The organism is Planktothrix pseudagardhii, assembly GCF_904830925.1.
Classification (GTDB): Bacteria; Cyanobacteriota; Cyanobacteriia; order Cyanobacteriales; family Microcoleaceae; genus Planktothrix; species Planktothrix tepida.
This window is the reverse complement of record NZ_LR882967.1, coordinates 5,637,832-5,662,770: the sequence shown is the minus strand read 5'-3', so window position 1 is coordinate 5,662,770 and position 24,939 is coordinate 5,637,832. Positions and strand designations below refer to the sequence as shown.

Below are 24,939 nucleotides of genomic sequence, written 5' to 3'. Positions count from 1 at the left end.
CTTTTGATTGATTTTTCTAAACTTGGTTTTTCATTATACCCTATTTAGATGCTTAACAGCTTATCCACTCAGATTAGCATTTGTTAGATTCGCACCACTAAAGTCGGTATCAGAAAGGGATGTATCAGTTAAGTCGGATCCAGTTAAATTAGCATTGTTTAACTTGACACTGATCAGATCGGCATCATGGAGGTTAGTACCCGCTAAATTTGCTCCACTCAGGTCAGAGAAACGCAAAAAAACATCGGTTAGGTCTAAGCCACTCAAGTCGGCTCCTGTTAAGTCAATATCCTCACTTGCGCCTTCATAAGTAAATTTCCAATTATTCCATTGCTCAACACCGCTTTTGAGACGGTCAAGGTGGTTTTGGTTATAAGCCCAAGCATTACTAGAAAAGCTTGTTAGCGAGAGTAAAGTCACTAAACAAGCTGCTAGTAATGACATTATGAGTTTCTTCATGGTTTGTCTGCTGTTTGAGGGTTAGGTGCAAGCTCAGGAGCCAGGAAACAGGAAAATATCTGCTTTGACTCTTGAGATTGCTTAAAATTCTAACTCAACTTACAGCGAGAACATCCTTTTGAGCCGAATGGTCGGATAATTTTAATATTTGCTTAACGCCCCACGATCGAGGTAAGGGGGAGTCACTACTTTCCTCAGTCTTCTGAATAGGGACTAACATCGAGTCCGTTGACCGGATGATCATTTCGCCCCGTCCTAGTGCCTCGCGCCATTGTCGTCCGATTTTCCAAGCATGGAACTTGATCGCATTCCATCGAGGGTTAACGGGGTATCCCGCATACCCAGACCGTAAAGCTGGAATGCACAGATCATCAAGAGGAGTATAGACAAATACTCCTTCAGCTAATTGCACTTTTTTGAGTTGATTTTGATTTTGCTTGAACATGGACGTCACCCCCTTTTATGTTTTACAGTCGTTTGCTTGTGCAAATAGTCTGATATTCCCCTTTACTGAAGTAAAGCGGTTTTGGGTTGATTAAAATCCCAGCAAAAGCACCCCTTTATTTTTGAGTGTTTCTACAAAATTTAATGATGCAAAAACATGACAAATAAAGGTAAGCAAAAGCTACCTAGAGGGTATGATCTCCCCAAGATTTACGGAGAATATTTGACTTAGAATTCGGGTATGTCTTACCCTACTTTTGGAGAGAGTCAAAAAAATTTGACGTTTTGAACGTTGCTACGTCTTCAATGGCCGTTGACGATGGGTTTAAGGTAATCGTCAGCGATATATTTTTGCTAACCCAAGTTAACAAGGGAGTCTGAAAGGTCATCCCCCATACAGGGTATATCTATCTTCATCGCGCCGATGATGGATTCAGCGCTAACCCTGATTTTGTATCCTTGTGCGATACTTTTGAGTTCGATTACTACCCTGATTTTTGGGTTTAATACAGCACTCTGGAAATTCAATTAGGGGTCGATGAGGGCTTTGCAACCTTTATCTCCCATTCAGAACCGTGCTTGCGACTTTCATCGCACACGGCTCCTAGTCTAGTTGCCTTCTGTCATCAGAACATCCGGTTTATGATTGAGTTGTAAGACCCATCAGTTGCCGTTTTAATATCGTGACAATGGCGATGCAATAGTTGTAGGTTCTTATATTCGTCTTTCCCGCCTAAAGTTGTGGGATGAATTGTGTCCCGATTTCTACAACATCCTCTGGGGTGAAATATTGGTTACAGAGATTGCATTTACCTTTTTGCTTTTTGAGCAATAATGCTACTCTTTTAGGGACATCATAGGATGTACCCATTCTTGTACTCCAGTACGTCCAGTTTCCGTCGTAGGGCGATGCTTCGGGTCTTACAGTTACATGACGGGTAATAGATGTTTCTGCATAGGTTAATAGTTTAAAACCATCTTGGGTTTCAAAATTCCACGCTCTATTACCGTTTTTCTTGAAATATTTACTCAATTTCTTGTAACTTGCCTTTCCGCATCTGTTAACTGTCCATGCTCTTAATCTTTGCCATGTTATGTAGTCTAAAAAGGAGAATACCTTTTTAGAGACAACCTTGGAATGGTAGTTACACCATCCTTTGATTATTGGATTCAGGCGTTTGATTAGTGCGTATTGGGGTGCAGTTTTGTGTTTTTTAATCACTTCCTTTACCTTGTCCGCGTGAGCTTTAACTGCCTTTTCACTAGGTTTTATTAGGAGTTTAAACCCTAATAGTTTGTTTCCTCCTCCTACTTTACTCGCGTGGTGTTTACCCATCGGGTATTGTCGGAAGTTCCAACCTAGAAAATCAAATCCTGGTTTAACCACTTCCCCATTTACTTCGATTTCTCTTAGTGTATGACAAATTCGGGTTTTTGAGGGTTTTAGCTCTAAACCTATAGGTTTTAACCATTCTTCTAGGGCAGTTTGGCACTGTTGAATGATTTTAAGTTGTGGACTGATTACAACAAAATCATCGGCATATCTTATGACTTGGGCTTGTACTGTATTCGTTTTCTTAGGAAAGAGGGTATTAATTAGCCTAATCATTCCATCCAGTGCAATGTTAGCAAGTAGAGGACTGATGACACCTCCTTGCGGTGTGCCTGTCACCGTTGTTTCAAATATGCCGTTATCCATCACTCCAGCTTTCAACCATTGCCTGATTTGGGCTTTTATTACTGATGGACAATCAATTTTTGACAGTAGGTATTCAGGGTTAATTTGGTCAAAACATTTTGAGATGTCAGCATCGAGAATATAGTATTCTTTTTTATTGATGCTTTGAAAGATTCTTGACATAGCATCATGGGCTGAACGTCCGGGTCTAAACCCGTAGCTTTCGCCCTCGAATCTGGCTTCCCATTGAGGTTCTAACGCCAATTTAACCAAGGCTTGCCTGACTCTATCGTTTATAGTTGGTATACCTAATGGGCGTTTTTCCCCGTTGGGTTTGGGTATCCATTTCCTTCGGAGTGGTTTGGCTTTTTGGTATTTACTCAGGTTTTGGGCTAGTTCTATCCGTTGTTTGGGTGTAATAGATTTGATTCCATCAACCCCGGCTGTTCTCTTGCCTTGATTATCCTGAGTTACCTTTCTAATTGCTAGAAGTCTGGCATAATATGACTTGACTAGAAGTTTCTGAAGCTTTCGAGCCTTTGCATTTTGTCCCGATAATGATGCCTGGTAAATTCGTTTTTGTATCTTAAATACTACCCGTTGGACTTTCGCCCAATTAATAGAATTCCATGTACCCGTAGTCTTGGTTATACTCGTTTTCACCGTTTTAAATACTAATCACAACCTTACCTAACAACTAAACCGGAGACTATCAGCGTATCCTAAACATTACATTTAGGTATTAGCTTCTGACTCCATCTCTCACCCTCATAACATAAGCTTTAGATTTGTAGCTACCTAACAGTATTCGACCTCTGTAGGAGTATATGAGGGATTTTAACGTTCCTTGAAAATGGGGTTATTGCCTTTAGAATCTCTCTTTCTGCCGGGGTACTTTTGGGAGTCTTAGTAAGTGTTCAGGTTAAAACCTTACCTTTTGTAGATGATGAATACAAGTCTCTACTTTTCCCCTTGTTCTTTTGAACGCAGCGTGTCAAATCATTTCGCTACTTAATAATAACGACAGTTCAAGACGAGTGTTCACTTTCGTTATTCATAGGCAATTGGCTAGAGAACTACTTAGACATTTGATTTATGTCCGATTTCCCGTTATTCCCAGCTTCAGTGTTTTGATAATCAGTCTAGCACTGTGGGAATTGCCGTATCTCTTTGGTTCTGGCTACCGTAGGTGATAGTTTGTACCATTGACTCCGAGATTGACCTTCCTTTAAAGCCACATTTTCAAAGTTAAGACAGGCTCGATTGGATTTATTGTGTACCAATTGTTTGTACCTATCTCCCTGTTTACGTTTTGGGTTTTAACCCTCGACTCTGACAGGAACGTCTCGCACAACCTACTTTATTATATCTTAAGCTGTTGCAAATTAATAGCACCAATGGGAACAAACTGTTAATCTCAGGATTAACAGTGACTTGCTTAAGGGAATATTCCGATTAGCGCTGGACTAGGCTGTAGCTTGGGTGAGTTCTTGCCACCGTTGATGCCACAGTTGCATGGCTGTTTCCCCTTCGGGTAAATCGGCAAATTCTTGGCTTTGTTGTTGAAGTTCAGGAGCTAATCGTTCTAAGGAGTCAAAGCTATTACAATAATGTAAAATTGTTTTCCAGCCTTCGTGCCATTGTTGACCAGCCTGTTCACGCTCACGAATGGGTTTGAGTCGTTCTTCTTCTTGGGCTTGTCGTTGAGCTTCGAGTTTAAAGTATTGAGATTTTTTCGCCCAAGCTGAACGCCATTCTTCTAAAACAACAGGGCTATACTGATTTTTATAGTGCTTGACTTCTAAACTGAGCATTTCTCCTAATTGCTCTAAGCTGGATCGCTCGCTACAATTTTGAATTGAATCTAACCCCGTTTCTTTCCACAGGGGTAAGCGACGATAACTGACGAAAACCGCTTTTTTCTGTTGAATTTTTACCCAAATTTGATGGGGCCAGAATTCTAGGCGCTCAATGTGTCGGGGCGCAATACTGAGTAAGGTGGCAACTTCTAACCAGACACGGGCTAGGGGCCATTGACTCGGCACAATAACTCCAGCCTTGATTAAATTTTGAGACATGGGCAAACACCTAGATTCTGGACGATCATTTTCCCAAATACTAGATATAGCGTTATTATTGGGATATCTCATCAATTATACCCTAAATCTAGTGTTTAGTCTAGGTGTTGAGTTAGAAAAACTGGTGTTAGAGGAGGACAAGAAGGCCAAAATTGTTGGCTGGGATACAGCACGGTGAGCAAAAGTCTTATTGAGAATAGATTCTATATAATAGCAGAAGTTGACACCGTTGACACAAAGTAATAATGGGACATTACAATTTCAGGTTTTAGAAGGAGAAATAATGAAAATCAATAAAATCCATCACATTGCAATTATTTGTTCTAATTATCAAAAATCAAAGAATTTTTATGTCAATCTTTTAGGGTTTGAAATTATTGAAGAAACCTTTAGAAAAGAACGAAATTCTTATAAATTAGATCTGCGAGTCGGAACTCAAGATCAGATTGAGTTATTTTCATTTCCTAATCCTCCCCAAAGACCGAATCAACCGGAAGCCTGTGGCTTAAGACATTTAGCCTTTGAAGTCGATAATATTGACCAAAGCGTTGCCGATTTATTAGGGAAGGGGATTTGTGTAGAACCGATTCGCCGAGATGAAATAACAGGAAAACGATATACATTTTTTAAAGATCCTGATAATTTGCCATTGGAAATTTATCAAAAAAATGTAGGTTAATCGGGAATGAGTAGGGGAGGGTGAGTTAAGACAAATCTTGAATATTATGACTGTGTTAACCCCCCTCAAATTAATCTCGAATCACGGAAGTATTGCCCGATGCTTGTTGCCAGAGGTGATAGAGTAATGATTCGGTGCGATCGCCTAAAACCGTGAGAAAAATTCCACTTTCACCCTCTGGATCAACAGTAATCCAAGTTCCAGTTAAACTGACTTCAATGGTTTCTGTATCCGCCACACATAAGGCAATTGCTTCTGAGCGTTGTTGACGAACAGCCGCCTCTAACATCGACAAGGTGGAGACATTGACAGGTAACAGAAACGAGGCAGAACTCGGTTCAACAACCATCGTTTGACCCATTCGCATGGCCAACTTCACCCGCAGTGCCACCAGTTGTTCTGGAGATTGACTAAGATGCTCAATATGAAACGCTGTTTCCGTATAAGTTAACTTCAGCATTGATTTTGAATCCCTTTTAAAAGCCAAGGGTTTGTTGACGGTGGACGGTTAGCTGTTCACCGATACCCTACAACCCTTGCCAGAAATATTCGGCGAAAGCAACAACTGGGTGGATGGGGGCTTTGGGTTTCGTGCGTAACGGCATTCGAGCTTCTTCAGGAGTGCGATTGCCTTTAGTGGTATTGCAACGTTCACAAGCCGTGACCACGTTATCCCAGGTATGAGTACCCCCACGAGAACGGGGAAAGACGTGATCGATGGTTAATCGTTTTGTACTCCCGCAATATTGGCAGCATTGGTGATCTCGTCGCAGAATTTCCCGACGGTTTACCGGGGGAACCTTCCAAATTCGTTCTTGACCAGCTATCGTTAAACGAATTTGCGCTGGAACGTGAAGTACCAAACTCGGAGAATGGACAAACCAACCGGAGTCATTGGAATTAAGATCCAGAGGTTCAGCTTTTCCGGTCACTAACAAACCAATTGCCCGTTTGATATTGACTCGGTTCATGGGCAAATAATTGGGGGAGAATACGACCACAGATTGCCTTAATACGTCAGTTGGGCTGGTCACGGCTTGACTCCATTTACACTTATTGATACAAACACAAACCCCCGCCTCTTTTTCTGATGAGGAAGCGGGGGTTCAACCGAGTTCGGTTTGGGTTTGGGTTTGGGTACAGTTCATCTCAATTTGTACCTCCCGCTTCGGTGATGAAAAAAGAATGGTGCAATCGTTAAGGGGTCAAAGTGGAATTGAGCGGATATGTTTGATGGATTGGGTTCTATTGGATCACTATAACCACTGCTAGACTGGCCCTCAACAATAGAGGTTCCGGTTTCATGATTCCAGGTAGCTCCATCAGATGAGCCTGAACCCTTGAAACGATTGGAATTTAGCCTGAATGTGGATAAGTTGATCACTTGAAAGCTGAACCTCGATATAGATAGTTTTAATCTTACGTTATTTATACTACACTAATATTACAGAGATGTCTACCTATTCATGGAGAAAAAATTATGTATACCCTTCCTCGGACTTCAACGACTGATATGGAAGTGACAAGCATTCGCCTAGAACGGGAACTCAAAGAAAGATTAAAAGGACTGGCTAAGAATAAAGGCTATCAAGCCCTGATTCGAGACATACTGTGGAATTATGTCCAACAAAAATCAGGAGATTATCGCCCGTCATTGACCAGAGAAGATATCCGTGCCCATATTTCCGCCATTGCAGAACAAGAAGAACGCTGTGTCTTAACAGGAAAAATTATTCGACCGAAAGAGGAAATGTTTTTAGGACTTACATTTCAAGGCGATATGGTTCCTCTGAGTGTGGAGAGTTTAGATGGTTAGTTAGGAAGGGGACAAGGGGACAAGGGGACAAGGGGACAAGGGGATGAGGGGATGAGGGGATGAGGGGATGAGGGGATGAGGGGATGAGGGGATGAGGGGATGAGGGGATGAGGGGATGAGGGGATGAGGGGGATGGGGGAATGGGGGGAGGTTTATGCCAAGCGTTAAGGGTTAACGCCCCTGTTCCTCCTAAAATGGTAAATTGTGATGGCAGAGATTAATCGTAAAAATAGTATGTCAGATCATCAAGGTCATATTTTAATTGTTGATGATACGCCTGATAACTTGAGGTTATTGTCAAAAACATTAGGTGAACAGGGCTATGAAGTTCAATGTGCCATTAATGGAAAGTTAGCATTAATGGCAGTAAAGCATGAGCCACCTGATTTAATTTTATTAGATATTAAAATGCCCGAAATGGATGGGTATGAAGTTTGTCAGAAGTTAAAAAGTCAGGAAGAAACGGGTGGGATTCCGGTGATTTTTTTAAGTGCTTTAGACGATGTTTTTGATAAGGTTAAAGCTTTTAATGTTGGGGGTGTTGACTATATTACAAAACCCTTTCAGGTTGAAGAAGTTTTTGCCCGAGTTGAAAATCAATTAATGATTCGCCGTTTACAAAAGCAATTACAAGATAAAAATTTAAAATTAGAACAATTAAATCAAGAATTACAGCGTTCTAATCGGGAATTAGAAGAATTTGCCTATGTTGTTTCTCACGATTTACAACAACCTCTACAAACAATAACTGGGTTTGCAGAACTATTATTAGCCTTAAAATCTGAAATTAATTTAGAACAAGAAGCGGATGAGTATGTTGCCCCGATTTTAGATGAGGGGATTAGAATGCAAGAACTGATCAAGGATTTGCTAGAATATAGTCGAGTCGGCACGAAAAAACGGGACTTTAAAGCTATCGATTGTCAGGATATTTTAAGACAATCTTTAGCTCATTTGCATAGTGCGATTGAGGATAGTCGTGCTATCATTACTTCTGAGACGCTACCTGTGGTAATAGCTGATCGGATTCAACTCGGCCAATTATTTCAAAATTTAATTGGCAATGGGATTAAATATCAACGCCCTAATGTTCAGCCTAAAATTGTAATTTCAGTGGAAGAAAAGCCCGAAGAATGGCTCTTTAAGGTTGAAGATAATGGCATCGGGATTAAACCTGAAAATTTTGATCGTGTTTTTCAAGTCTTTCAGCGTCTTCATACGAATCAAGAATATCCGGGGACTGGGGTAGGGTTAGCAATTTGTAAAAAAATTATTGACCGCCATCGGGGAAAAATTTGGATAGAATCACACTGGGGAATTGGCACTACGTTTTATTTTACAATACCAAAAGTAGATCAGGGGTAATTATGAAAAATCTGTACAGACGTGCTATGGCACGTCTCTACTCAGAAGGACAAGAAATTCAACCTCGTCAGCCTCTTGAAATCGCACTTCAAGAAAGTCAATCTCATTGGAAAGATTTATTCCATTTATCTCCGATTGGAATGGTAGAAATTTCCTTAGAGGGGCGTTTTTTGGAGGTTAATGCTTCCTTTTGTAAGTTTGTAGGTTATTCTCAAGCGGAGTTAATGGAATTTCAATTAAATGAAATTACTCACCCTGATGATCGACAGATGAGTTGGCAATTGTTTTGTCAATTAATTAATCAAGAAATTTCTCAATTTCAATTAGAAAAACGCTATCGTCACAAAGATGGAAATTGGGTTTATGCCATTGTTAATGGTTATTTACGCTTAGATGCTCAGGGAAAACCTCGGTCTGTGATGGGGCAAATTCAGGATATTACAGAACGAAAACTAGCCGAAGAAGATATTAAACAACGGGAAGAATATTTACGGTTAATTTTAAATAATATTCCCCAGCAGGTGTTTTGGAAAGATACAAATTTAGTCTTTAGAGGCTGTAATAAAAATTGGGCGGAAGCAGCGCAGTTAGAAAGTCAAGAATATGTCATCGGAAAAACGGATTATGATTTATTTCCTGACCCCAAGATTGGAGAGTTTTTTCGCGCACAAGATCGGCGAGTCATGGCATCCAAACAAGCGGAAATGCACTTAATTGCACCGAAACAAAAACCGGCTGCTGATGGTCGGACATTATGGTTAGATATTAGTCGGATTCCGATGCAGGATTCTCAGGGAAATGTGATCGGAATTTTAGGAGTGATTGAAGATATTACGGAACGAAAAGAAATTGATGAAAAGCTAAGATTAACGCAGTTTTCAATTGAGAAATCTAGGGATTATTTCTTGTTTACCGATTGTAACGCTCAATTTTTTGATGTGAATGAAGCGGCTTGTAAAACCTTGGGATATTCCAGGGAAGAATTACTCCAAATGAAGGTTAAAGATATTGATGAGCAAGCACCGGATAACGCATGGCCAATTCCTTGGGAGGATTTAAAACAGCAAGGTTCTTTTACCTTTGAATCCGTGCATAGAAGCAAATCGGGTCAAGATATTAGTGTGGAAATTACATTAAGTTATTTAGAATATAATAAAAAAGAATATGGCTGTGCAATTGTTCGGGATATTTGCGATCGCAAACAAGCAGAAATTGCCTTACAACAAGCTAAAGAGGTAGCAGAATTAGCGAACCATGCGAAGAGTGAATTTTTAGCACGGATGAGTCATGAATTACGAACCCCAATGAATGCTATTCTGGGATTTACGCAACTCATAGAACGAGATTTAGAGCGCAATCCTAAAGTTTTGTTGGCGAATCACAAAGAGCATTTAGACATTATTAGTCGCAGTGGTGAACATCTTTTAAATTTAATTAATGATGTTTTAGAAATGTCTAAAATTGAAGCGGGGCGCATTGTATTAAATCCAACCAAGTTTGATTTAACTTGCCTTTTGGATTCTATTAATGATATGTTAGCCTTTAAAGCTGAATCGAAAGGCTTAGATTTTAATGTGATTGCCAATCCGAGTCTTCCCCAATATATTGAAACGGATGAAAGTAAACTTAGACAGGTCTTAATTAATCTGTTAGGAAATTCGATAAAATTTACGGAAAAAGGATCGATTACTTTAAGGGTAAACCCTTTAAATACCAACTTATCTTCCAACCCAATTTTAATCAATTTTGAAGTTGAAGATACTGGCCCAGGAATTTCAGCCGAAGAGTTAGCTTTATTATTTCAACCCTTTGTACAAACCGAAACAGGTCGAAAATCTCAACAGGGAACTGGACTGGGTTTACCGATTAGCAAACAGTTTGTGCAGTTAATGGGAGGAGATATAACTGTTACCAGTGAAGTCGGAAAAGGCACAATATTTCAATTTTATATTCAAGCAAATTTAGCCAATTTTTCGGAAATTCGCTGTCAAGAATTAACCCAGCAAGTGATAGGGTTAGCACCCAATCAACCCAATTATCGGATTTTAGTGGTTGATGATAATTGGACAAATCGACAGTTAGTGATTAAGGTTTTAAACCCTTTAGGATTTCAATTAAAAGAAGCCGAAAATGGTCAAGAAGCAATTACCCTTTGGGAAAGTTGGCAACCTCATTTAATATTTATGGATATGCGAATGCCTGTGATGAATGGGTATGAAGCAACGCAATGGATTAAACAGCGTTTACAGGGTCAAGCAACGGTAATTATTGCGTTAACAGCAAGTGCGTTACAACAAGATCAATTAGTGGTTTTATCAGCAGGATGTGATGATTTTATTCGCAAACCTTTTCGCGTTGAAGTCTTGTTTGAAAAAATTGCTCAACATTTAGGGGTAAATTTTATTTATGAACAGGATGAAATAGATTTAGAACCCTTAGCAATGTCGGCTTCTTCCGTAGAATTAAATCATATTGCAGAATTAACACCAGAAGTGTTAGCGTTGTTACCCAAACCCCTTGTTCAAGAGTTATATCAAGGTTCCCTGAAACTTAATTCTAAGTTAGTGACTGAAGCCATTAAAAAAATCCCCGTTTCTCAGCAATCGATTGGTCAATTATTAACACAGTTAGTCAATGATTTTCGATATGATGTTATTATCGATTTAACAGAAGCGATCGCTGAAAAAAATTAAGGTTCAATTTGGAATTTCCAAACCAAAATTTGATTCTCATCCCCACAACAAATAAATTGTTGATTATCAGGACTAAAAATAATCGGGGGATATCCTGCGAAACAATGAGATAAGATTCCTAGCTGGTTTGGTTGACTCATATCCCACAAATAAATTCTGCCATCGTCGCTGCTACTGGCTAACCATTTGCCATCAGGACTCATCGCCAAAGATGAAACAATTTTTGAATGTTCGGTTAAGGTTTTAATTAATTCTCCGGTGTTTAAATCCCATAATTTGATGGTATGGTCAGCACTTCCACTGACTAATACAGGTTGAGTTGGACTTAAGAAAAGACTGGAAACTTGATCTAAATGTCCGGTTAAGGTTTTTAAGCTTTTTAATTGGTAAACTTGCCAAATTTTAATGGTTCCATCAACACTAGAACTGGCAAATAAATAATTTCTTAATGAGTGCTGATTGACATTTGATGAAGATTGATTTATAATAGAAACATTAATAAATTGAACCGCTAAAACTGCTTCTAAATGTTCACAATAACGATAGAGTAATTCCCCGTTTCTTTGATTCCAAAGCTTAATACTATGGTCTTCACTACCACTGGCAATAATAGAACCATCAGGACTATAGGCAACGGTATAAACTGCACCGCAACGATGGCTATAGGGAGAACCGGAATGGCTAAAAAATCGGTCGGCGATCGCTCTTTTATCTAAATTCCAAGAAATCAAGGTTCGATCTAAACTCCCACTCACTAATTTACGGCCATTGGGACTAATAGCTAGGGAAGAAATCGCGGCTTCGTGACCCATTAATCGATGTAAGAATTGTCCTGTTTTTAAATTCCAAATCCTTAAGGTTTTATCCTGACTTCCACTAATTAATAGATATCCATTGGGGCCAATAGCTAAGGCTTGAACAGGAGCTTGATGACCCGATAAAATATTAGTACATTTTAGGTTAAGGCGAGAGGAAATGGATATAAAAGGAAATTGAATTTGAGGTTTTGGAAGGGATTGTGATTGAGATAAGGGAGGGTTTAAGGTTGCAATTAAACTAGAATTGCCAGGAGAATAAAAAGCCGAATTGTATTCTTTTAATAAACAATGAGTTGTGGGAAATGGCAGTGAATCCGGCTTAAAAAAGAGTTGATTTTCAGGAAAGGAATGAGAAGAAATGGCTTGTAATTCAGTCGCTACGATAATATTTAAAGAGGAGGGAGGTGGAATCGTTGTGATTGGTTTTAGGGTATTCGGTTCTAAATCCTGTAATACTTCTTCAACGGTTTGATAACGGTCTTTAACTAAATCTTTGAGTAATTTATCTAAGATTTGATTAAGTTTAGGGTTTAAAGTTTGATTAATATTTGCTAAATGCGATCGCCAAATTAATTCTCCACTGAAGGGATCAAATAATTGATTAGGCGGAATTTGGGTGAGTAAATGAATACAAGTCATTCCCAAACTATATAAATCACTAGCTGGATAAGCCTTTCCACCGCGCATTTGTTCCAAGGGTGCGTAACCCACAGTTCCCGTCAAAGTTCCGGTGTGGGGTTGTAATAAATTCAGGCTATATTTAGCAATTCCAAAGTCTACTAAGACTAATTTCTGATCACTTTGACGACGAATAATATTATCAGGTTTAATATCTCGATGAATAATATGATGTTGATGAATAAATTTTAAAATGGGTAAAATATCTTGTAAAAGTTGAATAATTTTATCTTCACTAAAAAAACCGTTTTTGTTTAATTCGTGCAATAAATTTTTGCCTTCAATCCATTCTTCAATTAAATAGAGGTGTTCTTCTTGTTCAAAATAAGCATATAAGCTGGGAATTTGAGGATGAATCCCTAATTCTTGCAGACGTAATGCTTCTTGATTAAATAGTTCAATAGCTTTTTGAACCCAGGAAATTTTATGAGATTGAGGCGAAAATTGTTTAATAATGCAGGGGGTATTAAACCGATCTAAATCAACGGCTAAAAATGTACGACTCATCCCTCCTTCCCCTAGTTCCTGTACAGCACAATAACGTTCTTTTAAGAGTAACGTCGTCCCACAGGTTTGACAGAGGTTAATTCCTGATGGATTTTGGGGTTTTCGACAATAGGGATTTAGACAATAACTCATCGGATTTGGCATACCAGAATATTAGGTTTAGGATTTGGGGTTGATGCCTCAAGTTCCGAAAGCCGATCGTTTGAACTCATTATATTAGAGTAGTCGATGAATGAAAAATTTAGCTTAATCTTAAGGATGATTTAGCTTTTTAAGCTTGAGTTTAAGCGGTTGTAATCCTGGAAAGCAAACTAATGTAAATCCGATTCCCAAATTCCAATATAAATTCGATCAAGTTGATCTCGTTCAATAATCCCTTCGAGGGAATCAATCACAAATAAATAAGACTGCCTTTGGCGATTATGAACACTTTTTAATCCGGCTTCTAGGGAAGGATTTAAGCGACAACCCGACATACTATTGAGGGTAATTAAAATAATTTTTAAATCAACTTGTTGAGAAAAAGCAGCTTCCGTTTGTCGTAATTTTCCCGATTGTTGATCAAATAAAAAACCTACACTAACTCGGTTAGGAATTAAATGATAAAAAATAGCTTGGGTATTGGGCCAATAGCCAATTTCTGTTCCAGTCGGAGTTCCAAACATCTGAAAAACTTGACTTTTATCAACGCCGGGTCGAAACCCTGGAATTCCTTCACCTGTAGGAACTTGATTACATTGGTCAAGATCGATTTTAGAATCGTGGGGAGAGGTAATTTTTGGAACAACCGGAATAGAAAAATCGGGAATAATAGTAGCTGCAATGAGTTGACTTTCTTCCGAAGGAAAACAAAGGATAGGGGGAGCATAATTTTCAGAAGAGAGAAGAATAGGTAATAAACCTGTTAAAAACAATTTTAAAATAATAGTTAGCCTCCTTTAGTTAGTTTGTGGACTTAATTTTATTAAAATTATACAAACTTAAGCTTTAGTTTAAAACCTTCATTTGCTTAGAATCAGTAATGACAATTTTATCAATTTTGTTGGGTTGCTTTTTGGGAATAACTCCTGTAATACTCAAGGTTTTATTTTGTAGATTTAACCCACTTCCCGCATTAGGAATTTGATTCAAAATCCCAGGGTTAAGGAAAACATAATAAATCTTTTTATCTTTTCCTTGTAATGTTAATCGAGTCATTTGATTTTCTACTCGGCTTAAACCATTGACAGTTCCTATAATTTCAGGAAAGGGTGTTGTTAAAGGACTTTGAATTTTAGTTGTTGTTTGAGAACAGAAAAAGTTAACAGGGTTTTGAGTAAAATCTGCACATTGTAAGACTTCTTCTGCTTTCTGACTAATTTGGATAAAGTAGGAAAAATCAGGTTCTTGATCTATACCATAATTAGCTATTTTCTGAATCTTTGCAGGTGCATTAACTAAAGCTTGGGTAATAGCTTTTTGATCATTATCTGACAATTTAGGAGACAGATATACGCCTGATCCTGGAATATTTCTACTCCTCTGAATAATCCTAAAACTCGGATCATTTTTAACCGCTTCATAAGCAGCAGCACCTACATCCGCTTTTCCACTTTTGACTAATTCTTGAATCATTTCTCCTCGATATCCCATTGTGACCTGGAGAGATTTGCCAAATAAATCATAAGTCGGCATATAAAAACTAGAGGCGGAATTAAAATCTCCTAAAGCAATAACGGTGGTATTTTGAAAATCAGAAATAGACTGAATTGGACTATTCTTTCTTACAAATAATGCTGATTGATAATAGGGAGGAGATTGGGGAAACATTCGCCCTACCCAACGATATCCGTTATCTTTAGCTGCAACAGAAATCATGGGAGAAAGGGTAAAGGCAATATCCCATTTTTGACGTGCTAGTTTGTTTTTCGCCTCTTGGTAAGATTCTTGTAAGTTGCCATCAATTGTAATCTTAACCTGATCACCCAACTGTTGTTTTAAATATTCAACTAATGGAGTATAATTTCCTGGTTTTCCTAAAACTCCAATCGTCAGGGAATTTGTCTCTAAACGATTCATCGAGTTTTTGGTTCCTGAAAAAACTAAGGGGATTAAACCCGTTTTCGGATTAAAAAACAGATAAACCATGATGCCAAATAAAGATAAACTTAAGATGGCACTGAGGATTAAAATAACGGTTGGGTGAGTTTTATTGTTGTGAGAACCCATATTGGTTATTGCTGGGAGGATTGTTTTTCAATCACCGCTTGACGGAATCCCAAAACCACTAAAATATTAGCCAAGGTTAAAAAAACTTCCGCACCGCCATGTAACCAATCAATATTAGCTAAGGCTTCCCCATAAACTACCTTGGCATAAATTCCCGCCGGAATTGTAACCGCAACAAACACTAAAGTTCCATAAAATCCAATTAATGCTAAACGAGGCATTTGACCCGAACGAGTTAAAAACCACAAAAACCCTAGATAGGGAAATAAAGAAACAGCAAATAAGGTGTCTTTTGATAACATCATTAATCCCAGGTTAGAAAAATGTAAATAGGGTAATCCGCTTTAGTTTTTAACAGAATTGGCATCGCGCCAAATCCACCACGCCGCCGCACAGAGGGTGGTATTTCCCACAACGGTCATGGTCGCTTGTAGGGTCACTAACCATTCTAAAGAAGCAGGATTATCAAAATAATGCCAGGTACAGGCACACATGGCACTGACTAAAGACGGTAACATGGCGAAGGAAAGAACCCACCAAGCTCGATTTTGAGTGATTTCTCCATAAATCCAGATAAACCAAATCGCGGCGATCCATTCAATTACACTCGAAATATGAATGATCCAAGTCGGAATCGATAAAGCGTGCATAATTTCACAAGAGATAACAGAAAAGTTCAGTCAGATTTTATTCCGATATTTATGTTAATTTAATTGGCGTGCAATCTGATATAAAGTTAGATGTCGGGTTAGAGTCGGGAATCGGCCAGCGAAAGGGGAAACCATGCAACGGGTGATTTGTTGTGGATATTATGGAAAAGGCAATGGCGGGGATGAAGCCTTGTTAGCGTCGTTGTTACAAATGTTACCATCTACGGTTGAACCTATTGTCCTGTCTGGAAATCCCGCCCAAACCCAAGCTTATTATCAGGTAGAAGTGTGCGATCGCATGAATGCCTTTCAAGTCCTGAAGGCTCTACGTCGTGCAGATGGGTTGATTTGGGGCGGAGGTAGCCTCATGCAAGATGTCACCAGCACCATGAGTCCTTTTTATTATGGGGGATTGATGGGATTGGCGCAACAGATGGGACTCAAAACGATCGCCTGGGCTCAGGGTATTGGCCCCTTGAACCGTTCTGTTTCCCAGTGGTTGGCAAAAAAAACCTTTTCCGGCTGTAATGTCGTTAGCGTGCGGGATACGGGTTCTGCAACGTTATTATCAAACTGGAATATTCCCTTTACCTTAGCCCCTGACCCCGTTTGGGCTTTGGATGCTCAACCTGTAGCTCGGTTGTGGGATTTACCCGCCCCCAGAGTGGCGTTGACGTTGCGACCTGATCCCCAACTCACGCCAGAACGGTTATCATTAATAATTCGGGCGTTAGTATCGTTTCAAAAAGCAACTCAAACGTTTATTTTATTAATTCCATTTCAACCGATTCAAGATTTAGCGATCGCCCAAGTTTTGCATCAAGCCCTTCCCCACAATAGTCAGGTTTTAATCTTAGAAGATCCACGACAATTAAAAGGAGTTTTTCGCGGGGTTGAGTTTGTCATTGGGATGCGATTTCATAGTTTAATTATGGCAGCAACCCAAGAATGTAAATGTTTTGCCTTGAGTTATGACCCCAAAGTGAGTCGATTAATGGAAGAATTAGAATTACCCGGATGGGAAATTGATCAACTTCCCGACGATCCGAATCTCATCAGTAAAACTTGGATTGATTGTTATGCCAATGATGAACCTTTATCGAAGGGAAAAATTGAATTTTTCGTAGATCGAGCAACCGTCCATCAAGAATTATTGTACTCCCAGTTCAATTAAACCCTACTGTTTATTTTTTGTCATTAATTTATGGTTCGCGTCCGAGTTCGTCAGCACGTTAATCCTCTCAGTCAAAAATATCAAACCCCTGTTATTCCTCCCGAATGGTCAAAGATTTATACCAATTTGCAGCAACCACTTCATTTAGATATTGGTTGCGGGAGAGGTTTATTTTTATGGGAATTAGCTCAATTAGAACCCCAGTGGAACTTTTTAGGATTAGAAATTCGAGAACCCTTAGTTAAGGAAGCCAATCATTGGCGAGATCAACAAGAATTAACGAATTTACATTATTTATTTTGTAATGCTAATACTTCAATTCAACCTATTTTAGAATCCTTACCTCAAGGCATTTTAAAACGGGTGAGTATTCAATTCCCTGATCCTTGGTTTAAAAAATATCATCAAAAACGGCGAGTGGTTCAACCGGAATTAGTAGACAATTTAGCTCGTTATTTAGCAGAAGGAGGAGAAGTTTTTGTTCAGTCAGATGTTAAGGAAGTAGCGATAGAAATGTGCAATCGCTTTTCGGGAAATTCAGCATTTCATCGTACCCAAAATGATTGGTTAGCTGAAAATCCGCTTCCAGTTCCCACAGAACGAGAACGGTCTACTTTAGAAAAAGGTGAACTTGTTTATCGAGCATTATTTATAAAGTAGGGAATTGGGAATTACGAATTACGAATTACGAATTACGAATTACGAATAGGAAATAAATCCTTCTCAAAACTGAGAGGAGAAACATTCAGACAATTTGCTTTTAGCCTGAACGCTTCTCCTCTAATGTTTGACCGTAACCCTGAAATTCTATAAAAGTGAGGATTCCTATGATTTAGGGAAAGGCCAAAATTTAAAATTTACAAAAGAAACAGAAATTGTTTTTAAATTTTGAAAAGTTTTTATTTGAAAAAAATTAAGCACCAATTGCTTCTTCAACACCGGGTAAACGTTGGGCGGAATAACCCACACCACGCACGGTTAAAATATATTCAGGATTGCGTTGATCTTCTTCAATTTTTGCCCGTAAACGAGCAACATGAACATCTACAACCCGCATATCCGCAATGCGTCGAGGCGTATATCCCCATAATTCTTTGAGAATTTCTGAGCGAGAAACAGCTTGTCCAGATCGCTTAACCAACAATTCCAACAAATTGAATTCAATATAGGTTAATGGAACCACTTTCTCGCCTTTATAAACTCGCCGTTTGACCGTATCAATTCGCACCGCTTCGATTTGAATGACTTCTGGACTCAGGCTATGAGATAAATGGGTATCTTTAAAGCGTCGTAAAATTGCATGAATTCGAGCTTCTAATTCTTTAGGAGAAAAGGGTTTTGTTAAATAATCATCAGCCCCTAATTCTAAACCCGTAATCCGATCAGCCACGTCCCCTAAAGCGGTTAACATAATAATCGGAACATCAGATTTAGTGCGAAGTTCTTGACACACCCCATAACCATTGAGTTTAGGCATCATTACATCCAAAACTAACAGGTCAGGACTTTCCCGTTCAAACATTTCCAGCGCTTCTAAACCATCGGCGGCGACTACCACATTGTAGCCAACCATCGAAAGACGAGTTTTTAAGATGCGCCGAATCGCGGATTCATCATCAGCAACCAGGATTTTTTCACCATTGCGTTTTTCATCAAGTTGGGGTTGTACACTCATATCTGCTTTTTTGATGGATGGATCAGCTATCGATTTAGCAATACCAAAGCAAATCATATCCATGTGCAGGTTCCCAGGACTGCTTCAACCCACAAATCCCGATAACTGACACAGCGATATGATGGAACAGAAACTCACTCGCTTTTGGGGTGGGTAATTCAGTCGAATGCTTAAGATTGCTGTCTATTATGATAACATACGTTTTCAATTTGTTATCAAACTTAACAATTTCTGGGATTAAAGTCACATTCAGTTACACAACTTAATATTTTTTAAACAAAAAAAGGTGCTGAGGGATACTTTAACAATTAATATAGGGGAAATGATAAGCTTTAACAAGAGGCTTATAGAATCAAATTCGTTAATAAAATTGATTGTCCAAAGGTAGTTTAGTAAAAACAATGCCGAATCCATTTCTAGGAGTCAGGATTCCTTCTGAACTGCATGAAGCACTTATGGCAAGAGTAGAAACAACCGGACAATCTAAGTCGGATATTGTTATTCAGGCTTTAAGTGCTTACCTGGGAATAGCCACGCAGCACCAAAAGCTTGAAAATCTGGAGACACGACTGTCTACATTAGAACTGAAGTTAGAACAACTGACTCATCGAATTGAGAACTAAGAAGTTAGGGAAAACGGGAAACGGGAATTAAATTTTAAATAACACTTTTAAACCTGACAATTTATGGCTAAATTTAAGTTACGCCGATCTCAAAATGTTTCGGGGAATTTTTACGTTGATGAGACTTGTATTGATTGTGATACTTGTCGCTGGATGGCTCCCGAAGTGTTTAAACGTGAAAATGAACAATCAGCCGTTTATCACCAACCAGCCACTCAAATAGAACAAGAACACGCTTTACAAGCGTTATTATCTTGTCCAACCGCTTCTATTGGCAGTGTTGAAAAGCCTTCAGAAATCGTAAAGATTCAACAAATGTTTCCGCTTCTAATAGAAGACAATGTTTATCATTGTGGATATCATGCTAAAGCCTCTTTTGCAGCAACCAGTTATTTTATTCAATATCCCCAGGGTAATATTTTAGTTGATTCTCCTCGATTTACCCCGGCTTTAGTTAAACGATTAGAAGCATTAGGGGGAGTACGTTGGATGTATTTAACCCATCAAGATGATGTCGCTGATCATCAGAAATTTCATGATCATTTTGGATGCGATCGCATTTTACATCAAGATGAGATTCAGGAAGGAACAAAAGATGTAGAAGTCAAATTAATCGGAACAGATAACATTCAATTAAGCGATGATTTGCTGATCATTCCTGTTCCAGGTCATACCAAAGGACACACCGTTTTATTGTATCAAAATAAATTTTTATTTACTGGAGATCATTTAGCTTGGTCAAACCCTCTGCAACAGTTATACGCCTTTCCAGACTATTGTTGGTATTCTTGGACTAGCTTAATCAATTCGATGCAAAAATTACTAAATTATTCCTTTGAGTGGGTGCTTCCAGGTCATGGACGGCGCTATCATACGGATGCAGTTACGATGCAGCAACAACTCCAAATTTGTATAAGCTGGATGGAGACACAAAATGCTAGAAAATCGTGAAGGTCAACAAGTTCCAAACGTAACATTTAGAACTCGCAAAGATAATCAATGGGTTGATGTTAAAACAGATGATTTATTTTCAGGAAAAAATGTAATTGTATTTGCCCTACCTGGCGCATTTACCCCGACCTGTTCCAGTAGTCATGTCCCTGGTTATAACGATTTAGCAAAGGTATTTAAACAGAATGGAATAGATGAAATTGTTTGTATTTCTGTTAATGATGCTTTTGTCATGAATGAATGGGCAAAAGATCAACAAGCGGAAAATATCACTCTGATTCCTGATGGGAATGGAGAATTTACAGAACAGATGAGAATGTTAGTTGATAAAGCCGATTTAGGCTTTGGGAAACGGTCATGGCGTTATTCAATGTTAGTGAAAGATGGGGTGATCGAAAAAATGTTTATTGAACCGGATGTTCCTGGTGATCCTTTTGAAGTTTCTGATGCAGAAACGATGCTCAAATATATTAATCCTGATGCCGTTAAACCTTCTTTAGTCTCACTATTCACAAGAGTAGGGTGTCCCTATTGTACTCGTGCTAAAGCCTTCTTAAAAGAGCGAGGAATTGATTTTGAAGAGATTGTTTTAGGGCAAAATATAACAACAAAAACCTTGCAAGCCGTAACAGGAGCCACCAACGTTCCTCAAGTTTTTATTGATGGAAAATTAATCGGCGGTTCAGAAGATTTAGTGAAATATTTTGCAGTATCTTGATCAACCCTTAAGTTAAGGTTGTTAATGAGTAAATCTCCCCTCTTTTTTTACAAAGTTTAGGGGAGATTATCTGTAGTATTTCTCATAAAATTTTAGATTACTAGATGCTTAAATTCTAAACCTATGACATCAACAAAACCTAAAAATTCTCATCTTGAAAAAATAGCTGTTGTCCGAAAAATGCGACAATTAAGTAATATTTTAGATAATGCGATTCGGGTTCCGGGTACATCGATTGGGATTGGAATTGATCCGATTTTAGGATTAATTCCAGGAGGAGGAGATATATTAGGAGGAATTCTTTCTATTTATATTGTATTTCAAGCTTTTAAATTAGGTGTACCCCGTGAAACCTTAACCCGAATGGTCTCTAATATTGCTTTAGAAACCATTACGGGGACTGTTCCCGTATTTGGAGATATTTTTGATGTAGCTTGGAAAGCTAATGTTAAAAATGTGGAAATATTAGAAGCTCATCTTAATTCTCCAGTGGCAGGAAAAAAAGCAGATCAGTGGTTTATTATTTTACTATAGCACTTCCAAATGAGTTATAATAAATGTAAGGTTAGCAATAATCCCCCAAAGCTGGCAACGGAAAATGAATATAATCGACGAAATAGACGATTTTATCAATCAGACAAAAGATCCTAGAGAAATTAAAAGAGCGATCGCTGTCAAACTCAAATTACAAGGTAAAGCCTACCGGGAAATTCAAGACTTATTACAAGTTTCTCAAGGATTTATTAGCCAATGGAAAAATCGGGTGCTTGTGGAAGGAGTAGACAGTTTAAAACTTCAATATAAAGGAAGGAAAGGTTATCTAAGCCCTGAAGACAAACAGAAAATTATTGAAGAATTAAGGGAAAGAGATTGGTTAAGATTGTCTGATTTACAAGTTTTGTTAGAAAGGGAGTATGGAGTCGTGTTTCAATCCCATCAAAGTTATTATAGCTTGCTGGAAGAGGCTCGCATCAGTTGGAAAAAAAGCCAAAAAAAGAATCCGGCTAAAAATGAGCAGTTAGTCCAAGAGAAAAAGGAAGAAATTGAAAAAAAGTTAGCGAGTTGGAAAGAGGAAATAGGGGCGGGAAAGCTGACAGTGTTTATGATTGATGAATGTCATCTTCTTTGGGGAGATATTTTAGGGTATGTTTGGGGAAGGACGGATCGAAGAATAGAAATTCCCATCAAAAATCAAAAAGAAAGGCAAACTTATTATGGAGCTTTAGATTACCAAACGAAAGAATTTATTATCAAAGGTTATGCGGCGGGCAATACAGAAAATACCGTAGACTTTCTCCAGTATTTACAACAGCAAAATCCGGGGAAAAGGTTGGCTATAGTCTGGGACAATGCCACTTATCATTGTTCTCAAAACTTTCGAGATTACTTAACTCAAGTTAATCAAAATTTATCGGAAGAAGAATGGCGGATTACTTGTGTAAATTTTGCTCCTAATGCGCCGGAGCAAAATCCGGTTGAAGATATTTGGTTACAAACCAAAAATTTCGTGAGAAAATTCTATCATTTATGCCCATCTTTTAAAGTAGTTAAGTGGCTATTTGAGTTTTTTGCTCAGGGGCAAATTTTTGATTTTCCCAAGCTTTTTATGTACGGGATTTTGCCACAACCTATTTAGGATTGCTATATTAGGGGGATTACTCTTATTAATTATATTAATTTCTGCCCTAGGTATTTTTGTTTTAACCTTAATTTGGCAGGCATTAATACCCTATTTTAATTCCTGAATAATTTTAAAATGGCGGTTTAAGTTGCACTAGGAAGTACCCAACAGGCGACTTTATGATTAGGTTCAATCTGTTCTAAGGGCGGATTTTCTTGAAAACAATGTTCAATGGCAAATTGACATCGAGGCGCAAAAGGACATCCTGGGGGATAATCCATTAAATTGGGGGGAGTTCCTTCAATAGTTGATAATGATTCTTGACGAATTTGATCGAGTCGGGGTAAACTTTTTAATAACCCAATAGTATAGGGATGACGTGGGGCTTTATAGAGTTGATGCACCGTTGCTTGTTCAACAATTTGCCCCGCATACATAACTAAAATTCGATCAGCTAATCCCGCTAATAAAGCTAAATCATGGGTAATCCAAATCACAGACATTCCCTGTTGATTTCGCAGTTGTTTAACTAATTCTACAACCTGGGCTTGCACCGTTACATCTAATGCCGTTGTCGGTTCATCTGCAATTAATAATTGAGGTTGACACCCTAATGCCATTGCAATCATAACCCGTTGACGCATTCCCCCGGAAAATTCATGGGGATAGTTTTTTAACCGTCGTTCTGGACTAGGAATTCCGACCTGCTGCAACAGTTGAATGGCACGATTTTGAGCTTGTTCTGAAGTGAATTTGAGATGAAGTTGTAGAGCTTCTGTAAGTTGTTTTCCAATGGTTAAAACCGGGTTTAAAGAAGTCATGGGGTCTTGAAAAATCATCGCAATATCACGACCCCGAATTTTTTGTAACTGTTGAGCATTCAGTTGCAGTAAATTTTTCCCCTGAAACCAGATTTCACCTTGGGTAATTTTTCCAGGGGGTGATGGAATTAACCTTAAAATTGATAACACACTCATACTTTTCCCTGACCCCGACTCCCCAACAATTCCCAGGGTTTCACCGGGATAAACCTGATAGGAAATTCCATTGACTGCTTGAACAATTCCATCCAGGGTAACAAACTGAATGGCTAAATTTTTAACCTCTAATAATGGAATCATAATGTTTAACATTAAATCAGAATTGCCGAAGAGTAGAGACAGAATTAACAATATCTCTACTCAGTTTCTAAAAATGACTTCAGTTTTGGCGTTTTTTAGAGCAAATTTTACACAGGTAAATTTATTTAACGACTCGTAACCGTTGTGTGACTAATGTTACTCCTCCTTGACGCATCAAAATGGCAGAAACCCAATTATCTCCTGATGTATTCGGTGCTTGACCGACTTTGAAAATCCCTCCAGAAGGCAAAAATTCTAGCTGTAAAAGTTCCTCTTGAGTATAAGCTTTTGCTGTTACGGGCTCTGTGATAGCAGTTCCAATCAGAATTTCCTCATTTAAGGGTTCTTGAACAATGGCATCCACCGTATATTCCTGACCGATTTTGACTTCCTTCGGTACATTAAAAACTACCGTTGGAGGTTGGTTTCCTAATGTTAATTTATTTTTCTCCGCTAGAATTTCCTGTTGTACAATTTTCCCGCCTTCAATCTGTTGTTGTGAAGTAATTGTTGAGGTTAAGGCAAATTCTCGATTATTAATTGTTCTGGTTCCCGTAATTTCTGTTACCGTTGTGGTGGTTAAAGCTTCCCCATTTTGTTGCCAAGATTGCAATTGGGTGCGATAATTCAGACGAGAATATTTATTCCAAAAATCTTTGAGAACTTGTTTGAGCGTTTGATGATTTAATCCATCGGAATTGGTAAAATTAGAACTATAAAAACCCATCACGGCTTCTACATCCTGACGATTAGACGCATCATCAATTTGAGTTAAAAGATTGGTCACGTTAGCGGGTGCTGTTTCTGGGGTTTCGGCATTAACGGGCTGAGAAATTGCTGTACCCGTTCCCCAAATTACCAATCCTAGAAGCACAGAAAATAACGGTGTTGTCAATATAGGCCGTGTCTGTACACAAGACCCATTCTGAAAAAATTGCCGTTGAACGATTGCGAAAAGTGTCATAAGAATATAAAGATGGGAG

The 24,939-nt window shown here is 38.5% G+C and carries 24 protein-coding genes and 1 pseudogene; 11 read left to right on the top strand and 14 right to left on the bottom strand.

What is annotated here, in order from left to right; genetic code table 11:
• Positions 1-60 precede the first annotated feature (60 nt).
• From NMK36_RS24505 to NMK36_RS24490, 4 genes and pseudogenes are all read right to left on the bottom strand, one after another.
• A complete protein-coding gene (locus NMK36_RS24505) occupies positions 61-444 on the bottom strand; it encodes a pentapeptide repeat-containing protein (protein WP_254174849.1) in 384 nt (127 codons plus the stop codon).
• 109 nt (positions 445-553) lie between these two features.
• Positions 554-904: a hypothetical protein gene (locus NMK36_RS24500; RefSeq protein WP_072718067.1), complete on the bottom strand. Its 351-nt coding sequence runs from the start codon at positions 902-904 to the stop codon at positions 554-556.
• A 603-nt stretch (positions 905-1,507) separates the two neighbouring features.
• A pseudogene (gene ltrA, locus NMK36_RS24495) lies at positions 1,508-3,244 on the bottom strand (group II intron reverse transcriptase/maturase).
• Positions 3,245-4,047: 803 nt separating this feature from the next.
• The gene (locus tag NMK36_RS24490; protein ID WP_072718068.1) at positions 4,048-4,659 is read right to left on the bottom strand and encodes a hypothetical protein; all 612 of its coding nucleotides are present in this window, start codon (positions 4,657-4,659) and stop codon (positions 4,048-4,050) included.
• Between the two features lie 283 nt (positions 4,660-4,942).
• On the opposite strand from NMK36_RS24490, the gene gloA2 reads away from it, so the two are divergent.
• On the top strand, positions 4,943-5,338 hold the full coding sequence (gene gloA2 / locus NMK36_RS24485) for an SMU1112c/YaeR family gloxylase I-like metalloprotein (protein ID WP_072718697.1): 396 nt from the start codon (positions 4,943-4,945) through the stop codon (positions 5,336-5,338).
• Positions 5,339-5,408: 70 nt separating this feature from the next.
• Here gloA2 and NMK36_RS24480 read toward each other — a convergent pair whose 3' ends face one another.
• Complete coding sequence (locus NMK36_RS24480) at positions 5,409-5,798, bottom strand: alr0857 family protein (protein WP_072718070.1); 390 nt, start codon at positions 5,796-5,798, stop codon at positions 5,409-5,411.
• 67 nt (positions 5,799-5,865) lie between these two features.
• Entirely contained in the window at positions 5,866-6,372 is a 507-nt protein-coding gene (locus NMK36_RS24475; protein ID WP_072718071.1) for an HNH endonuclease, read from the bottom strand.
• A 446-nt stretch (positions 6,373-6,818) separates the two neighbouring features.
• Here NMK36_RS24475 and NMK36_RS24470 point away from each other — a divergent pair, with 446 nt between their 5' ends.
• From NMK36_RS24470 to NMK36_RS24460, 3 genes are all read left to right on the top strand, one after another.
• Positions 6,819-7,154, top strand: coding sequence for a hypothetical protein (locus NMK36_RS24470; protein ID WP_072718072.1), 336 nt, complete (start codon positions 6,819-6,821; stop codon positions 7,152-7,154).
• A 207-nt stretch (positions 7,155-7,361) separates the two neighbouring features.
• Entirely contained in the window at positions 7,362-8,519 is a 1,158-nt protein-coding gene (locus NMK36_RS24465) for a response regulator (protein ID WP_254174848.1), read from the top strand.
• 2 nt (positions 8,520-8,521) lie between these two features.
• On the top strand, positions 8,522-11,212 hold the full coding sequence (locus tag NMK36_RS24460; protein ID WP_254174847.1) for a PAS domain S-box protein: 2,691 nt from the start codon (positions 8,522-8,524) through the stop codon (positions 11,210-11,212).
• Here the strand turns inward: NMK36_RS24460 and NMK36_RS24455 are convergent.
• The 5 genes from NMK36_RS24455 to NMK36_RS24435 form a co-directional block, all read right to left on the bottom strand.
• Positions 11,209-13,359 carry a serine/threonine-protein kinase gene (locus NMK36_RS24455; RefSeq protein WP_254174846.1) on the bottom strand — a complete coding sequence of 717 codons (2,151 nt, stop codon included), beginning with the start codon at positions 13,357-13,359 and terminating at the stop codon, positions 11,209-11,211. The two genes, NMK36_RS24460 and NMK36_RS24455, sit on opposite strands and share 4 nt — an antisense overlap.
• Positions 13,360-13,526: 167 nt before the next feature.
• On the bottom strand, positions 13,527-14,129 hold the full coding sequence (locus tag NMK36_RS24450; protein ID WP_254174845.1) for a hypothetical protein: 603 nt from the start codon (positions 14,127-14,129) through the stop codon (positions 13,527-13,529).
• Between the two features lie 73 nt (positions 14,130-14,202).
• The gene (locus NMK36_RS24445; RefSeq protein WP_254174844.1) at positions 14,203-15,423 is read right to left on the bottom strand and encodes a phosphate/phosphite/phosphonate ABC transporter substrate-binding protein; all 1,221 of its coding nucleotides are present in this window, start codon (positions 15,421-15,423) and stop codon (positions 14,203-14,205) included.
• 5 nt (positions 15,424-15,428) lie between these two features.
• Positions 15,429-15,725 carry a DUF3593 domain-containing protein gene (locus tag NMK36_RS24440; protein ID WP_072717400.1) on the bottom strand — a complete coding sequence of 99 codons (297 nt, stop codon included), beginning with the start codon at positions 15,723-15,725 and terminating at the stop codon, positions 15,429-15,431.
• A gap of 42 nt (positions 15,726-15,767) precedes the next feature.
• Positions 15,768-16,073, bottom strand: a complete 306-nt coding sequence (locus tag NMK36_RS24435; RefSeq protein WP_072717401.1) for a DUF2499 domain-containing protein — start codon at positions 16,071-16,073, stop codon at positions 15,768-15,770.
• A 133-nt stretch (positions 16,074-16,206) separates the two neighbouring features.
• Here NMK36_RS24435 and csaB point away from each other — a divergent pair, with 133 nt between their 5' ends.
• Together csaB and trmB are read left to right on the top strand one after the other, a co-directional pair.
• Positions 16,207-17,247, top strand: a complete 1,041-nt coding sequence (csaB, locus tag NMK36_RS24430) for a polysaccharide pyruvyl transferase CsaB (RefSeq protein WP_254174843.1) — start codon at positions 16,207-16,209, stop codon at positions 17,245-17,247.
• Between the two features lie 30 nt (positions 17,248-17,277).
• On the top strand, positions 17,278-17,907 hold the full coding sequence (gene trmB, locus NMK36_RS24425) for a tRNA (guanosine(46)-N7)-methyltransferase TrmB (protein ID WP_072717403.1): 630 nt from the start codon (positions 17,278-17,280) through the stop codon (positions 17,905-17,907).
• Between the two features lie 253 nt (positions 17,908-18,160).
• Here the strand turns inward: trmB and rpaB are convergent, their stop codons facing one another.
• A complete protein-coding gene (gene rpaB, locus NMK36_RS24420) occupies positions 18,161-18,922 on the bottom strand; it encodes a response regulator transcription factor RpaB (RefSeq protein WP_072717407.1) in 762 nt (253 codons plus the stop codon).
• A gap of 401 nt (positions 18,923-19,323) precedes the next feature.
• Here rpaB and NMK36_RS24415 point away from each other — a divergent pair, with 401 nt between their 5' ends.
• The 5 genes from NMK36_RS24415 to NMK36_RS24395 all read left to right on the top strand — a co-directional run bounded on the left by NMK36_RS24415 (position 19,324) and on the right by NMK36_RS24395 (position 22,850).
• Entirely contained in the window at positions 19,324-19,545 is a 222-nt protein-coding gene (locus NMK36_RS24415) for a ribbon-helix-helix protein, CopG family (protein ID WP_072717404.1), read from the top strand.
• A gap of 63 nt (positions 19,546-19,608) precedes the next feature.
• Positions 19,609-20,496, top strand: a complete 888-nt coding sequence (locus tag NMK36_RS24410; RefSeq protein WP_254174842.1) for an MBL fold metallo-hydrolase — start codon at positions 19,609-19,611, stop codon at positions 20,494-20,496.
• Positions 20,480-21,214, top strand: a complete 735-nt coding sequence (locus tag NMK36_RS24405) for a glutathione peroxidase (protein WP_254174841.1) — start codon at positions 20,480-20,482, stop codon at positions 21,212-21,214. The genes NMK36_RS24410 and NMK36_RS24405 overlap by 17 nt, the downstream gene beginning before the upstream one ends.
• 123 nt (positions 21,215-21,337) lie before the next feature.
• A complete protein-coding gene (locus NMK36_RS24400; protein ID WP_254174840.1) occupies positions 21,338-21,748 on the top strand; it encodes a DUF4112 domain-containing protein in 411 nt (136 codons plus the stop codon).
• A 64-nt stretch (positions 21,749-21,812) separates the two neighbouring features.
• Complete coding sequence (locus NMK36_RS24395) at positions 21,813-22,850, top strand: IS630 family transposase (RefSeq protein WP_072718165.1); 1,038 nt, start codon at positions 21,813-21,815, stop codon at positions 22,848-22,850.
• Positions 22,851-22,978: 128 nt separating this feature from the next.
• Here NMK36_RS24395 and NMK36_RS24390 read toward each other — a convergent pair whose 3' ends face one another.
• Positions 22,979-23,956 carry an ABC transporter ATP-binding protein gene (locus NMK36_RS24390; protein WP_254174839.1) on the bottom strand — a complete coding sequence of 326 codons (978 nt, stop codon included), beginning with the start codon at positions 23,954-23,956 and terminating at the stop codon, positions 22,979-22,981.
• Positions 23,957-24,077: 121 nt separating this feature from the next.
• A complete protein-coding gene (locus NMK36_RS24385; RefSeq protein WP_245824186.1) occupies positions 24,078-24,920 on the bottom strand; it encodes a nuclear transport factor 2 family protein in 843 nt (280 codons plus the stop codon).
• Between the last annotated feature and the right edge of the window lie 19 nt (positions 24,921-24,939).